The 15,159-nt window shown below is 63.5% G+C and carries 15 protein-coding genes; 12 read left to right on the top strand and 3 right to left on the bottom strand.

Going from position 1 to position 15,159, the window contains the following annotated elements; translation table 11 throughout:
- Positions 1–6: 6 nt before the first annotated feature.
- Complete coding sequence (locus KIT10_01530; protein MCW5897923.1) at positions 7–612, top strand: NAD(P)-binding domain-containing protein; 606 nt, start codon at positions 7–9, stop codon at positions 610–612.
- Positions 613–634: 22 nt separating this feature from the next.
- On the opposite strand, the gene KIT10_01525 is transcribed toward KIT10_01530, so the two are convergent.
- Positions 635–1,177, bottom strand: a complete 543-nt coding sequence (locus KIT10_01525; GenBank protein ID MCW5897922.1) for a hypothetical protein — start codon at positions 1,175–1,177, stop codon at positions 635–637.
- 23 nt (positions 1,178–1,200) lie between these two features.
- Here KIT10_01525 and KIT10_01520 point away from each other — a divergent pair, with 23 nt between their 5' ends.
- Positions 1,201–2,499: a hypothetical protein gene (locus KIT10_01520; GenBank protein MCW5897921.1), complete on the top strand. Its 1,299-nt coding sequence runs from the start codon at positions 1,201–1,203 to the stop codon at positions 2,497–2,499.
- Here the strand turns inward: KIT10_01520 and KIT10_01515 are convergent, their stop codons facing one another.
- A complete protein-coding gene (locus KIT10_01515; protein MCW5897920.1) occupies positions 2,500–4,209 on the bottom strand; it encodes a hypothetical protein in 1,710 nt (569 codons plus the stop codon).
- 133 nt (positions 4,210–4,342) lie between these two features.
- The gene (locus KIT10_01510; GenBank protein MCW5897919.1) at positions 4,343–4,705 is read right to left on the bottom strand and encodes a hypothetical protein; all 363 of its coding nucleotides are present in this window, start codon (positions 4,703–4,705) and stop codon (positions 4,343–4,345) included.
- A 201-nt stretch (positions 4,706–4,906) separates the two neighbouring features.
- Here KIT10_01510 and KIT10_01505 point away from each other — a divergent pair, with 201 nt between their 5' ends.
- The 10 genes from KIT10_01505 to KIT10_01460 all read left to right on the top strand — a co-directional run bounded on the left by KIT10_01505 (position 4,907) and on the right by KIT10_01460 (position 15,157).
- A complete protein-coding gene (locus KIT10_01505) occupies positions 4,907–5,347 on the top strand; it encodes an OsmC family protein (GenBank protein MCW5897918.1) in 441 nt (146 codons plus the stop codon).
- A gap of 20 nt (positions 5,348–5,367) precedes the next feature.
- Complete coding sequence (gene mnmH, locus KIT10_01500; GenBank protein MCW5897917.1) at positions 5,368–6,405, top strand: tRNA 2-selenouridine(34) synthase MnmH; 1,038 nt, start codon at positions 5,368–5,370, stop codon at positions 6,403–6,405.
- A complete protein-coding gene (gene selD, locus KIT10_01495) occupies positions 6,374–7,444 on the top strand; it encodes a selenide, water dikinase SelD (protein ID MCW5897916.1) in 1,071 nt (356 codons plus the stop codon). Before mnmH ends, selD begins: the two co-directional genes overlap by 32 nt.
- Before the next feature lie 127 nt (positions 7,445–7,571).
- Complete coding sequence (locus KIT10_01490; protein MCW5897915.1) at positions 7,572–8,129, top strand: hypothetical protein; 558 nt, start codon at positions 7,572–7,574, stop codon at positions 8,127–8,129.
- Positions 8,130–8,234: 105 nt separating this feature from the next.
- A complete protein-coding gene (locus KIT10_01485; protein MCW5897914.1) occupies positions 8,235–8,675 on the top strand; it encodes a universal stress protein in 441 nt (146 codons plus the stop codon).
- Positions 8,676–8,678: 3 nt separating this feature from the next.
- Positions 8,679–9,800, top strand: coding sequence for a sorbosone dehydrogenase family protein (locus tag KIT10_01480; GenBank protein MCW5897913.1), 1,122 nt, complete (start codon positions 8,679–8,681; stop codon positions 9,798–9,800).
- A gap of 172 nt (positions 9,801–9,972) precedes the next feature.
- Entirely contained in the window at positions 9,973–10,647 is a 675-nt protein-coding gene (locus KIT10_01475) for a TetR/AcrR family transcriptional regulator (protein ID MCW5897912.1), read from the top strand.
- 2 nt (positions 10,648–10,649) lie between these two features.
- Entirely contained in the window at positions 10,650–12,350 is a 1,701-nt protein-coding gene (locus tag KIT10_01470; protein ID MCW5897911.1) for an ATP-binding cassette domain-containing protein, read from the top strand.
- 6 nt (positions 12,351–12,356) lie between these two features.
- On the top strand, positions 12,357–13,730 hold the full coding sequence (locus KIT10_01465) for an HlyD family efflux transporter periplasmic adaptor subunit (GenBank protein ID MCW5897910.1): 1,374 nt from the start codon (positions 12,357–12,359) through the stop codon (positions 13,728–13,730).
- Complete coding sequence (locus tag KIT10_01460; protein ID MCW5897909.1) at positions 13,730–15,157, top strand: TolC family protein; 1,428 nt, start codon at positions 13,730–13,732, stop codon at positions 15,155–15,157. Before KIT10_01465 ends, KIT10_01460 begins: the two co-directional genes overlap by 1 nt.
- The last annotated feature ends 2 nt before the right edge of the window (positions 15,158–15,159 follow it).

The following is a 15,159-nucleotide window of genomic DNA, read 5'->3' as shown; positions in this document are numbered from 1 at the left end:
CAAAACATGACCATCACCATCATCGGCGCCGGCAACATCGGCGGAACGCTCGCGGAGAAATGGAACACCGCAGGGCACGACATCCTCATCGGCGCACGCAACCCGGGCGATCCCGAGATCCTGAAATGGGCCCAAGGCATCGGGGCGCGCGTGCTGTCGATCCCGGCGGCGGTGGAAGCGGCCGAGGCCGTCCTCGTCGCCACACCCGGCAAGGTGGTGGTGGACCTCGCCGCCAGCTTGGGCATCACGCTCAAGGGCAAGCTGGTGATGGACGCCACCAACATGGCCGGTCCGCTGGGCACGGCGCCCGGCTTCGAGGCCCTGCGCAGCACCGGTGCCGACGCGGTGAAGGTGTTCAACTGCACCGGCTGGGAGAACCTCGCCGACCCGCACTACGGTAACGATGTGGCCGATATGTTCATGGCCGGTGGCAGTGCCGGGGCCAAGGCGACGGTGGCCGCGCTGGTGAAGGACGTGGGCTTCGCCGCATGCCACGACATGGGCGGCGACGACAAGGTGCCCATCCTCGAGGGCTTCGCGCTGGTGTGGATCGACCTGGCCATCTTCCAGAAGATGGGCCGGGGCATCGCCTTCAAGTTGATGCGGCGGTGATCATGGCGATGTGAGCTATGGCTCAACCTCGATCAGTGCCCCAACAGTGAACACCTGCTTCGTTCCACCCTGGCCGGGATGCCGACCCGGACAAGGCCCGAAGTTCTCGAGGTGATCGCGCAGCATCACGCGCTGAAGCCACCGGGTCCGCACCATGGCCCATGTTGCTGTTGGGCTTTCCGATCCACACACCGCGCTCCACGAACCACATCTCCAGTTCGCCCTTGCCCTTGGCGGCCACTGGCCACGGGAGGTGAAGGTGAATGCCTTGGTTGTCAGTTCTCAGTTGTCGGTTGTCCGGCTGCCGTTGCCCCCCACTGACAACCGACAACTGAGAACTGACAACATCCTTTACCAGCCGATATGTCGCCTCGCTATTGTTCACCTGCCCAACCTCCGCGCTGCTCTCCATGCGCGCCGCGGTGTTCACCGTGTCGCCCCGGATGTCATACTGGAACTTCTTCACCCCCACGATGCCCGCCACCACCGGCCCGCTGTGTACGCCGATGTGGATCTCGAAGACGGTATGGTGGCATTCAGCTACCTGCTCCCTGTGGCATAGCAAAGGTCTCGATACCTTGTCCTGTGATGTTTTCCTTTGATCCGATCCTCCAGCGGGTCATCGGCATCCATGTACTTGGGTTGCTGCCCGGGCTTCATCTGGTGCCTCCTTGCGCGGCGCAGGAAGCATCGCGTGCCGCAGGTGGCGCGCTTCCCACGCCCGCGGAGGTGTTCGAGATCCCTTGGGAACTCCCCTTCGCCATGCCCAAAGGGTATGTGCTTCCTCCCAGCGTGGACCTCTCCCCTTGGTTCCCGCCCGCCGGAGACCAGTTCGCCCAAGCCTCCTGCAGCGGCTGGGCCTTGGGCTACGGCCTCGCCACCTTCCAATGGAACCGGGCCATGGGCAGGCTGGCCGACACGACATTCCTCGCCGATCCGGCGGCGGTCTTCAGCCCGGCATTCGTGTACACCCAGGTGGCCTCCATGGAGCGCTTCACCGATTGCACCCAAGGCGTCTCCCTGCCCGATGCGATCCAGGTGGTCTGTTCATTGGGCAATGTCACCTGGCGGCAGTTCCCCTTCGACACCGCCACACACCAATGCCTGAGACCGATCCCGGAAAGCGTGACCCACGCGGCCAACCGCCACCGCATGGCCCACCCGGTGGCCATCGACAACCGCGACTACACCCAATGGCGCTATCACCTCAGCCAGGGCGAACCGGTCATCTTCCTGGTTTCCATAGGACCCACGTTCCACGAAGGTTTTCAAACGGGCGGTGGCAAGCCGTTCATCTGGAATGAGCCGCTTCCTGTGGACTGGAGCGGCCGGGAAGGGCATATCATGGTGTGCACGGGATACGACAACGACAGCACCCTTGTGGCGCTGAATTCCTGGGGTGGAAGCTGGGGCTTGAAGGGCTATGTGACCATCCCGGACACGGTGCTCTTCTGGTTGTGCAGCGATGCCTTTGTCATTCGTCCGGGTACGGCGCCCATGAAACCCGATCCCATCAAGCTGGTTCGGCGCCCATTGAATGAGCAGGGCTCGGCCTCTGGCAAATTATCCAGGTCCCGATCCTGTTCAACCGACGGACTTCTGATCACAGAGAGCGGCATGGCACCGAACGGGCAAGATCTGTTGGTCACCATCCGTGGCGAACAGGACATCGGGCACCTCCACGCCCTGGCCTTGCGCGAAGGACAGCCCGTGACCTTCCATCACGGCGATGCGCTCTACACACTGGGTTTCATGGGACGCACCCTGCTGTTCAAGCGACCCCGGTGGTCACTCACCAAGGAAAGTCCGGAACAGCGGGAGGTCCTGCGGTCGCGCCTGGAAACCTATGACCTGCACGGGGATGGTGTGATCGATGGGAGCTGGTGATCACATGGCGCGCTCCACGAAGAACATCTCCATCTCGCCCTTGCCCTTGGCCTGTACCCTGCCTCGCGGGGTGAAGACGAGGCCCGGCAGGTCCTTCACCAGCGCATGGGTGGCCTCACTGATGTTCACACGCCCCACTTCGCCGCTGCTTTCCATGCGGCTGGCGGTGTTCACCGTGTCGCCCCAGATGTCGTACTGGAATTTCTTCACGCCCACGATCCCAGCCACCACCGGGCCGGTGTGGATGCCGATGCGGATCTCGAAGAAGGGCAGTCCCATGGCCACCTTCGCCGCCTTGCCCAGCTCGATGAAATCACGGATCTCCAGGGCGGCCATGATCGCGTCACGCGCATGGCTGGCATTGGGCGTGGGCAGGCCACCGGCGGCCATGTAGGCATCGCCGATGGTCTTGATCTTCTCAATGCCGTAGCGGGCCATGATGTGGTCGAAGGCGGAGAAGCACTCGTGGATGTCCCGCACCAGTTCCTTCGGCCCCAGTAGTTCACTGAGGGCGGTGAAGCCTTTGAAATCCGTGAAGAGCACGGTGACCTGGTCGAAGAGCTGGGCATCGGCCGATCCCTTGGCCTTCAACTCCTCCGCCACCTCGCCCGGCAGGATGTTCAGCAGCAATCCTTCACTGACCTCCTTTTCCTTGCGGATGGCGGCCCGTGAGCGATGCACATAACGCAGGCGGCTCCACAGGCCACCGGCCATCATCAGCACACCGATCCCGGTGAAGAGGTAGATGTTGCGCGTGCGCTTGAGGCCTTCCTGCCGCAGGTCGCTGTCAAGTTTCTGTACCTGCAGTTCGGTGATGGTCCGCGCCTTCTTCTCGCTCTCGTACTTCTCCTGCACGTCGGCGATGGCCTTGACCTTCTCCGTGTTGAGGAGCGAATCCTTCAACGTGACAAACTCCTGCAAATAGAAGAGCGCGCTGTCCAAGCGCCCCAGCCCACGGTAGCTGTCCGCGCGCATGCCGGCCACCGTGGTGCGCATGTCCAAACGCCCCAGGGGCCGCGCGATGCGCAAGGTGGAGTCCAGGTACTGGAGCGCTTCGCGGTAACGCTTGCGGTCCTTTGCGGCCCCGGCCAGGTTGCTGTACTGCAGCATCATCCCCTGCTGGTCCTCCATGCGCTTCAATACGCCCAAAGCCTTGCGGCTGTAGTACGACAAACTGTCCAGAAAATGAGGATGCCTCCCTCCCTCGGCCATCATCCCGAAGAGTGCCCCCAGGTTGGCGTACGCGTCCAGTTCATTCTTCAGCACCCCTTCCCTCCTGGCCAGAAGCAGCGCGTCACGAAAGCCTTGTTGCGACGCTGGCATGTCGCCGAGATAGGCCAGTGCGATGGCCCGGTTGGAGTAGAGGCCATTGCGCGCCACAGCGTATGGCCAGTCATCATTCCATAAGGCCAGCGCAGCTTCACTGATGTCCAGAACGCGCTGGGGCTCGCCCAGGCTCAGTAACGTATTGCCCAGGTTGACCTGGATGGACATGTACGCGATGCTGTCACAACGCGCGGTGAAATGGGTGAGCGCGTGCTGGGCGGCGACAATGGCGGAATCCAACTGTCCCAGCGCATCGAAACAGTTCGCCCGCCAGGACCCCACACGCGCCAGCTTACAACTATCGCCATGCGCCAGATAGATGGCCCGCATGCTGTTGAGCGTGCCCAATTCGCGCGCATGGTGCTCGAAGGACACGTTCTCCATGGTCCGGAAGACACTGTCCGCCCATGCGCGCCCGGTCCGGTCGGCCTGTGGCAACACCGGTGTTCGCCAGACCAGAGCAAGCAAAAGGATCCCTGCTCGCCATTGGAGCAGGGATCCCATGGATGCCGACCGATCAGCCTTTGTGGCCACCGCCGCCTGTTCCCTTGGTGAAGGTGTAGGTGCTGCCACCGCTCGTGCCCACTTGGACGCTCCAATTGTCCAGGGTGGCGGTGTTGAGAGTGATGCTGAGATAGTAAGTGTTCCCGGTGCCCGATGCGGTGATGGCCGCATTGCCGTTGGTATCGGTCCTGGCGGTCGGTTGGGTCGCACAATTGATCTGGAGCACCACCACCACGCTGCTTCCGACGAGTGAATCCTCCCATCCAGTGACGGTGACCTGGTCGCCCGATCGCGCGGTTCCGGTCCTGGAGATGCTCGTATCCCGGGTCAGGCCTGGATCCGTTGCGGATACGCTCACCGATGTTGCTCTTGACATGGTCCTGTATGGTTTGGTTAGGGTGACTAAACCTAGGCATCCGCTCCGCGTTCTGCAAGCGCCTGTAACCATTGTTCAGCAGGTCAGTTCAGCGTCCGGCACATCCATCCACCTCCTTCAATTGGTGCAAGACCCATTGGTATGCCAACGTTACGCGCATGCGGCGGTACCTTCGCCGATATCATCAAGCACAAGAAGCCCATGGCGATCCATCGCAAAGCAACAGCCACCTGGGCCGGTACGGGCAAGGAAGGCACCGGCCACATCAGCAGCACCAGCGGCGCCCTCAACGGCATTCCGCACTCCTTCACCACGCGTTTCGTGAGCGAGGACGGCAAGGCCGGCACCAACCCCGAGGAACTCATCGCCGCCGCGCACGCCAGCTGTTTCACCATGAAGCTGAGCTTCGTGCTGGGCAACCACGGCTTCACGCCCGAGCGCCTGGAATGCACCTCCACCGTGACCATGGACAAGGTGGGTGAAGCGATGCTCATCACCGCCATCCATCTCGATCTGACTGCGAAGGTGCCCGGCATCGACCAGGCCCTGTTCAACACCTGCACCGAGGATGCGAAGGCCAACTGCCCGATCAGCCAGGCCCTGAAGAGCGTACCCATCACGCTCACCGCGAAACTGGGCTGAGACCGCTCCTACTTTTGGGCGTGCACCGCGCGCTACCTGTCCAGGACTTCCTCGCCACAGGCTTGCCCATCCTCGATGTGCGCTCGCCCGGTGAGTTCGGGCGCGGCCATATCCCAGGCGCGGCGAACATGCCGCTCTTCGATGATGCGGAGCGCGCCTTGGTGGGCATCCTCTACAAACAGCAGGGGCGAGACGCCGCCGTGCTGGAGGGCCTGCGGATCGTAGGGCCCAAGCTGGCCACCATCGTGGAACGCGCGATCGAACTCGCGCCCGATCGCCGCATCGCCGTGCACTGCTGGCGCGGTGGCGAGCGCAGCGGCAGTGTGGCCTGGTTGCTTGACAAGGCGGGCTTCATCGAGGTGTACACGTTGAAGGGTGGCTACAAGGCTTTTCGGAGCCATGTGCTGGCCGGTTCCATCGACATTCCGGAGCTCCTCATCCTCGGCGGATATACCGGTACAGGGAAGACGGAAACATTGCGGCACCTGCGCGAGCTGGGCGAGCAGATGATCGACCTGGAGGGACTGGCGCACCACAAGGGATCCTCCTTCGGCATGCTGGGCGAGCAGCCCCAACCCACCCAGGAGCATTTCGAGAACCTGCTGTGGGACGCGCTGCGCCGCGTGGACCCTGCCAAGCCGCTATGGCTGGAGGACGAAAGCCGGATGATCGGCAAACTTCTGCTGCCAGCCCCATGGCATGAGGCCATGCTCCGGGCGACGGTCATTTTCGCCGACATGCCGCTGCACGAGCGTGTGGGGCGGCTCGTGGTGGACTACGGTGGCTTTCCCAAGGAGGAACTGGCCGCAGCGATCAAGCGTATCGCCAGGCGCATTGGCCCACAACATGCCAAGACCGCCTTGGAAGCTTTGGAGGCCGGAGAGCTGGACATGGTGGCCCGTACCATGCTCCATTATTATGACAAGACCTACGCCCATGGTCTCGCCAGGCGCGATGCATCGCGTGTCGTGAAGCTTGCCGCCACAGCCAGCGATCTTCGCGGCCTGGCCCAACGTCTGAAGGAACATGCCGCTGCCGCCTCCACCCCCGCCCGCTGAAGGCCCTGTCCGTCTCACGCAATTCAGCCATGGCGCAGGATGTGGCTGCAAGATCGCGCCTGCGGTATTGGAGACCATCCTGAAGAGCGACCTGGGCACTTTCCCCGATCCACGCCTGCTGGTGGGCTACGGCAGCCGCGACGATGCCGCCGTGTACGACCTGGGCGACGGCCGCGCGCTGATCAGCACCACCGACTTCTTCAGCCCCATCGTGGACGATGCCTTCGACTTCGGACGCATCGCCGCCACCAATGCGCTGAGTGATGTGTACGCCATGGGCGGCAAGCCACTCCTGGCCGTGGCCATCCTCGGCTGGCCCGTGGAGAAGCTGCCTGCGGAATTGGCGGCCCGGGTGGTGGAGGGCGGAAGACAGGCCTGCCATGATGCGGGCATCGCACTCGCAGGCGGACACAGCATCGATGCCCCCGAGCCATTCTTCGGCCTGGCGGTGACAGGTGAAGTGTCCATCGAACAGCTCAAGCGCAATGACACGGCACGGGCCGGCGACGTGCTCATCCTCACCAAACCGATCGGCGTGGGCATTCTCAGCACCGCCCAGAAACGTGCTGTCCTGAAGCCGGAACATGCACGCATCGCCAGCGAGCTGATGTGTCGCAGCAACGCCGTGGGCGCTGAACTGGCCAAGCTCCCGGAGGTGCATGCCATGACGGATGTGACAGGCTTCGGACTGGCGGGGCATCTGCTGGAGATGTGCAGGGGCAGCGGGCTCACGGCCGAGATCGGATACGACCGTATTCCTGTGATCCCCGAGGCGAAGGAATACCTGGCCCTGGGCTGCTATGCGGATGGCGCACTAAGGAACTGGAAGAGCTACCATGGCGGTATTTCGGGTGCCGGCGACATGGAACGCATGATGGTGCTGAGCGACCCGCAAACAAGCGGTGGTTTGTTGGTGGCCGTTGCGCCCGAAGGCGCATTGGAGGCCCTGCACTTGCTGGATAGGCATGTGGGCATGGCGGTCACGATCGGTCGGTTCACGACGAACGAAGGAAGTGGGGTGATGCTGCACCTTGCATGAAACATATGGTTCGCCGCCAGCAAAGCTTTACGATCGTGGATGGATGATGGTCGTACCGAAGGGATAGAATGCATCGATACTTCCCTATTTTCGCCGCACTCCGGTACAAACCAAATCCAAATATCGAATGGCGACCAAAAGACTGAATGCGAAGGAGATCGAACGGCTGCTCAGCGAATACCGCAGCGAGCGACGCCGCTTGATCTTCCAACTGGACCGCGTGCGTGACGCGATCGCGGACCTGAAAGGCCTGCCCGCCGCCAGTGGGGGCGAAGGAACGGCAGCGAAGAAGAAATCCGGCGGACCGGCGAAAAAGGCCGCGGTGAAAAGAGGCCGCCGCCGGAAACCCGGGCGCAAAAAATCCCGCGCCGTGAAGGGTGGCTATCGCCTGAGCCCTTGGGACCTCATGGTGGTGGACCTGATCACCAAGCGCAACCGCATGCTGCCCAAGGCGGACATCATGGCGCAGGCTGTCACCTGGGCCAAGAAGAACGAACCCGGCATGAAGGAGGCCGATGTGGAGGCGAAACTTACCCGTGTGCTGCAAAAGCTCAGCGGCAAGCGCGGCGTGCTGGGCACCCACCGCACCGGTCTGCGCCGCGGCTACCACTACGGGCTGAAGGAGTGGTTCTTCGCCAGCACGGGCAAAATGCGCCCCGGTCACCTGGACAAGCTCGTGATCTGACGGGCTGTTCGAATAGTGTTCAGGATGAAGGGCGGCGAACCATGCCGCCCTTCGTCATTCCGGTCGCTTGGTGCCACCTCTATCTTGCGCACAAGTACCATCGCCATGAAAGACCTGCTCGCCACCATCGATTTTTCTGAAGTGACACCCTTGGTGGTGGAGACCGCCGCCAGCCTGGGCAAGGCCTTCGGCGCCAAGGTCTGGCTGGTACACGTGGCCGCACCGGATCCGGATTTCGTCGGCTTCAAGGTCGGTCCGAGCTATGTGCGTGAGCAGCGCGCGGAGACCCTGCGCCAGGAACACCAGGACATCCAGGCCATCGCGGCGGACCTCAATGCGCGAGGGATTGATGCCGAGGCGCGGCTGGTGCAAGGTCCCACGACGGACACCATACTGGAAATGGCCACCAAGGTGGAGGCAGGGCTCATTGTCATGGGCTCGCATGGCAAGAGCGCTTTGTTCCGGGCTTTCGTGGGCAGTGTGAGTGAACAGGTCCTGCGCGACAGCAAGGTGCCGGTGATGATCATTCCCACACCACGCTCCTGACCCATGCGCCGTCCGATCGTCCTGTCCATCGCCGCCTGGTGGTTGTTCTCCGGATCGGTGTGCATGCCCACGGTGCTCGGCGGCAGGCCCGAATTGAAGGACATCGGCCTTCCCGAAGGATTCACCATTTCGGTCTTCGCCGACAAGGTGAAGAACGCCCGCGCCATGTGTTGGGGCGACAAGGGCACCCTGTTCGTGGGCAGCCGCGGAGAGGGCGTGGTGCATGCGCTGCGCGACACGAACAACGATGGGCGCGCGGACCAGCATTGGATCATTGCCCGCCAGCTGAACATGCCCGTGGGCGTGGCCTTCCGCAACGGATCGCTCCATGTGAGCGCGGTGAGCACCATCCTGCGCTACGACAATATCGAGGAGCGGCTGGACGACCCGCCCGAACCTGTGGTGGTCACCGACCAATACCCCGGTGACAAGCACCACGGGTGGAAGTTCATCGCCTTCGGGCCGGACGACAAGCTCTATGTGCCCGTGGGCGCGCCTTGCAACATCTGCCTGAGCGAGGACCCCATCTACGCCACCATCACCCGCATCGATCCCGATGGAGGCGACCGCGAGATCATCGCCCACGGCGTGCGCAATACGGTGGGCTTCGACTGGCACCCGGAGACCGGAGAATTGTGGTTCACTGACAACGGCCGCGACTGGATGGGCGACGACCAGCCCGACTGCGAACTGAACCGGCTGGCCGTTGAGGGATCGCATTTCGGCTACCCTTACTGCCATGCGCCAGACCTGCCGGATCCCGAGTTCGGCCAGCAACGCCCATGCTCCGACTTCGTGAAGGAGTCCGCCATCCTTGGTCCGCACACCGCGCCGCTGGGCATGCGCTTCTACACGGGGCAGCAGTTCCCGGCCAAGTACCGCAACGCCATCTTCATCGCCCAGCACGGAAGTTGGAACCGCAGCACACCCATCGGCTACCGGGTGATGGTGGCCTGGCCACAGCCCGACGGCAGCGCACGCACGGAGGTCTTCGCCGAAGGCTGGCTGAAGGGCAGCAAAGCCTGGGGGCGCCCTGTGGATGTGCTGGTCGCGCCCGATGGCAGCCTGCTGGTGAGCGACGACGCGGCGGACATGATCTACCGCGTCGCCTACACAGGCAAATAGTCCTTGCCCGAACCAGGCCCTAGCGTGCATCGCGCGACCCCTTATGATAGTATTACTATCCCTTTAGCTTTTTTTACAGTCGTATTTGAAAGTTTTGGCATGGTCTTCGCTGATCTTTGCCCCATCAAGCCACCCATCACCAACGCCCACGCCAGGCCATGGCGTCCATCGCATGGAGCGACTGATGCAGATGAATGTCCAGGTGACCGAGCCGGTCTACCTGAAGGATCCACAGGGCACCGAACTGGGCCACCGGATCATCGGCACCAGTGTGGCGCTGATCGATGAACTCGGCCTGGAGGCCTTCACCTTCGGCAAGCTGGCCGCGGCGCTGGGCACGGCCGAGAGCAGTATCTATCGCTACTTCGAGAACAAGCATCGCCTGCTGATCTACCTGACAGGCTGGTACTGGAGCTGGCGCGAATTCAAACTTGTATTCGACACGGCCAACATCGCCGACGACCGCGAGCGCCTGGAACGCGCCGTGCGTTCCATCACCGAGCCGGTCACAGACAAGGGCAACTTCGGCTACCTGGACCTGCGCGCCCTGTACCGCATCGCGGTGAGCGAGAGCGGCAAAGCTTACATGACCAAGGAGGTCGACCAGGAGCACAAGGAAGGATGCTTCAGCAGTTTCCGCCGCTTGTGCGACCGGCTGCGCGAGATGATCCTGGCCGTGGCACCGGCGCATCCCTTTCCCGCCGCGCTCGCCAGCCAGGTGGTGGACGGCAGCATGACGCAGCGCTTCTTCGCCGAGCATCTGCCCACGGTCACCGACAAGGGTGCCCGCAACCGTGTGCCCGAGCTCTTCATCCACCTGGTCTTCGCCTCGGTGAACGCCCGCTGACCATGCGCTCCCCACTGGCCATACGACCCTTCCAGCGGCTGTTCGGCATGCTGCGCCAGGACCGGCGCGACATCGTGTATCTCTACCTCTACGCCCTCCTGCGCGGCCTCATCATGCTCTCACTGCCGCTGGGCATCCAGGCCATCATCAACCTGATCGGCGGCGGACAGGTGGCCACCAGCTGGGGCGTGCTCATCGGCTTCGTCACCCTGGGCATCCTCTTCGCCGGCGTGCTGCAGGTGATGGAACTGAGCCTGTCGGAGCACCTCAAGCAGCGGATCTTCGCCCGCGCCGCGCTGGAGTTCGCCTACCGCCTGCCACGCATCCGCACCAGCGCCGTGCATGGCCGCTACCTCCCCGAGCTGGCCAACCGCTTCTTCGATGTACTCACCGTGCAGAAGGGCCTCAACAAGGTGCTCATCGATGTGCCGGTGAGCGCCCTGCAGATCCTCTTCGGCCTGGTGCTGCTGGCCTTCTATCATCCCTTCTTCATCGGATTCGGGTTGTTCCTGATGCTGCTGCTCTTCCTGCTCTTCCGCGTCACCGGCCAGAACGGCCTGCGCACAAGTCTGGAGGAGAGCAAGTACAAATACGACATGGCGTACTGGCTGGAGGAACTGGGCCGCAGCAACGCCAGCTTCAAGCTCGCCGGGCGCACCTCCATCGCGGTGGACACGGCGGACGGCATCGCGGAGAGCTACGTGAAGGCGCGCAGATCACACTTCCGCGTGCTGCTGGGCCATTACTGGGGCATGGTGGGCTTCAAGACCGTGATCACCCTGTCGCTGTTGGTACTGGGCGGCATCCTGGTCTTCACCGAGCGCATGAACATCGGCCAGTTCGTGGCGGCGGAGATCATCATCATCCTGGTGCTGAACGCCGTGGAGAAAGTGATCCTCGGGCTGGAGTCGATCTACGATGTGCTCACCGCCATGGAGAAACTCGGCGAAGTGGCCGACCTGCCGGTGGAACGCCAGGACGGCATGCCCATCGCCCGCACCATGGAGGATGGCGGCCCCATGGCGGTGGAGTTGAAGGGCCTGGTGTTCCGCAGCCACTGGAGTGGTACGCCGATCCTCGACGGCATCGATCTGCGCATCGCGCCGGGCGAGAAGGTCTGCATCAGCGGTCCGGACGGCAGCGGCAAGAGCACCCTGCTGCACCTGATCGCCGGCATGGTGGAGCCCGACGAGGGCAATGTGCTGCTGGATGGTCTGGGCCTGAGAAGCCTTTCTCCGGCCGAGGCCCGCAGCGCCATGGGCGATAGTTTCAACCAGGAGGAGGTCTTCAGTGCCACGGTGCTGGACAACATCATCATGGGCCGCGACTGGGTCACCGAACAGCATGCGCGTGAAGCGGCGGAACGCACGGGCTTGATGCCCTTGCTGGCCGATCTTCCAGATGGCCTCCTTACCCGCCTCGATCCACTCGGATCGCGCCTGCCAGGCAGCCTGGTGAAGCGCATCATCGTGGCGCGCTGCCTGGCCGGCCGGCCAAGGCTGGTGCTCTTCGAGGACGATGCCCTGCCCATCGCCGGCGAGGAACAGAAGGTGCTGCTGGACCTGCTCACCGGCGCCGATGCCCCCTTCACGCTGATCGCCGTGAGCAACGACCCCGATTTCCGCCGTCACTGTGGCCGCATCCTGAGGTTGCACAATGGGCGCCTGATCTCCGACAACGGCAACGGAAACGACACGAACTGACGCGCCATGCTCGACATCCACATCGGTCCCGAGAGCGCCACGCCCAGGCTGGATGAGCGCACATACCGTTCCATGACGGCCGTGGGCGATCCCCGTTCGGCACGCAGGTTCGCACGTGTCATCGCCACCTTCCTGATCATCTTCCTTCTCTCGCTCTTCCTGCCGTGGACCCAGAACATCCGCGCACGTGGCACGCTCACCGGCCTGGACCCCGGCATGCGTCCGCAGACCGTGCATGCCATCATCCCAGGCCGCATCGAGCAATGGTACGTGCAGGAGGGCCAGCGTGTGGTGCAGGGCGATACGCTGTTGCGTATCAGCGAGGTGGAACAGCAGTATTTCGATCCGATGCTGCTGGAGCGCACCGGACAGCAGATCAGCGCGAAGGAGATGACCGCCCGCAGCTACCAGGAGAAGGTGGCCGCGCTCGATGCGCAGATCGCCGCGCTCAACCAGGCCATGCGCATCAAGCTGGACCAGGCGCGCAACAAGATCCTGCAGGCCCAACTCAGCATCGCCAGCGACAGCATCCGCGTGGTGGCTTCCCGCACCGAGATCACCGTGGCACGAGACCAGTTGAAGCGTGGTGAGGAGCAATTCGCACAGGGCCTGATCAGCATGGTGGAACTGGAACGCCGCAGGGTGAACGAGCAACGCGCCAACGCCAACCTGATCGACGCCGAGAACGACCTGCTCCAAAGCCGCAACGAACTGCTCAACGCCGAACTGGACCTCGGCGGCATCCGCAACGACTACCGCGACAAATTGTCCAAGGCCGAGAGTGAGAAGTACGCGAGCATGAGCCAGTACTACACCACCGAGGCCGAGGTGAGCAAGATGCAGGTGGACCTCGCCAGCTACACCATCCGCGCGGGCAACTATTACATCACCGCGCCACAGAGCGGCTACGTGACGCAGGCCCTGCGCACCGGCCTGGGCGAGCTGATCAAGGAGGGTGAACCGTTGATCAGCATCCTGCCCGAGCGCTTCGAGATGGCCGTGGAACTATACGTGCGGCCCATGGACATGCCGTTGGTGCACAACGGGCAGAAAGTGCGCTTCCTCTTCGACGGCTGGCCCGCGATCGTCTTCAGCGGCTGGCCCAACGTGAGCTACGGCACCTACGGCGGCAAGGTGGTGGCCATCGACAACCTGATCAGCGCCAATGGCAGGTACCGCATCCTGGTGGCGCCCGACCCCGATGACAAGCCCTGGCCCGATGCCTTGCGCATGGGCAGCGGGGCGCTGGGCATCGCACTGCTGAAGGACGTGCCGATCTGGTACGAACTGTGGCGCCAACTCAACGGCTTCCCACCCGATCTCTACAAGGATCTGAAACCTGTGGGCAACTGGCCCGTGCCCGCCAAGATCGAGGAGTGATGCGCAACCTGCTCTTCCTCCCCCTGGTGGCGTTCGCGGCCATGGCACAGGCCCAGAGCGACGGACCCCTGCTCACACGCAAGGCCCTGCTGCAACTGGTGGCCGACAACCATCCCGCCGCGCGGCAGGCCGGCCTGCGCAACGCCATGGGCGAGGCCGTGCTGCGCAGCGCGCGCGGCGCTTTCGATCCCGTGGCGCAGGGCGGGGTCACGGAGAAGAGTTTCGGCGGCACCGAATACTACCGCCTGCTCGACGTCGGCCTGCGTGTACCCACCTGGTTCGGTGCGGAGGTCTTCGGCGGCTACAGCGAAAGCGACGGTGTGTTCCTGGACCCGCAGAACATGATGCCAAGCGATGGGCAACTGCGCTTGGGCGCCTCCGTGCAACTCGGCCAGGGGCTCTTCATCGACAGGCGGCGAGCCGAACTGCGCAAGGCCCAGGCCTTTCAGGACATGGCCGAGGCCGACCGGCAGCGCCTGCTGAACGAGGTCTTCCTCGAAGCGCTCAGCGACCACGTGGACTGGGTGGCCGCCTACCGCCAGTTGCTGGTGGCCCGCGATGCCGTACGACAGGCCGAAGTGCGCCTCACCGCCGTGCGCGGCAGCTTCCGCGGCGGTGATGTACCCGCCATCGACACGCTCGAAGCCCTGCTGCAGGTGCAGGATCGTAGGCTGCGCCTGCAGGATGCGGAACTGGCCTACCGCGTGAGCGGCCTGCGGCTCAGCAACCACCTGTGGGACGAGGCATTGCGCCCGCTGGAGATCGCGCCATCGCTCCTGCCCGATACCAACGACCTGAAAGCACCCGATGCTCCTCCTCCGCTGGACACATTGATGGCGCGTGCCGTGGATCGGCATCCCGACCTGCTGGAACAGCAGGGACGTTTGCGCCAGTTGGAAGTGGAGCGTCGCCTGCGCAGCGAATTCCTCAAACCCCGGCTCGACCTGAGCCACGCCTTCCTGGCAGGCGGTGGGGTGGTGCGCGGCGAAGGAACGCCCACTTGGAACACCGCCGACCGCCAGTGGGGCCTGGGTTTCAGCATGCCGCTCTTCCTCCGGCGCGAAAGAGGCGAACTCGGTCTGGCCAACCTGGGCCTGACGGATGCCGAGTTGGGCCTGGAGCGCCAGCGCCTCGGCATCCGCAACACCATCGGCAGGCGCTACGAGGAACTGGCGACCTTGAACAGACAGGTGGACCTCGGTGCCGCCATGGTGCGCAACTACCGGGCTCTGCTCGCAGGCGAGAACACGCGCTTCGCCGCCGGGGAAAGTTCCCTCTTCCTGGTGAACCAGCGCGAAGTGGCCTTGCTCGACAGCCGCATCAAGCAGGTGGAACTCGAAGGCCGCCTGCGCAAGGCCTTCTTCATCCTCGATCGTGACGCCGGCATCCTCTGGCAGGAGGTCGCCTCACAACTCACTTCCAACTGATA

It is taken from the genome of Flavobacteriales bacterium (assembly GCA_026129465.1).
Lineage (GTDB): Bacteria > Bacteroidota > Bacteroidia > Flavobacteriales_F > PHOS-HE28 > PHOS-HE28.
Note: the sequence above shows the minus strand (reverse complement) of the source record. Positions and strands in the feature narration are given on the sequence as shown.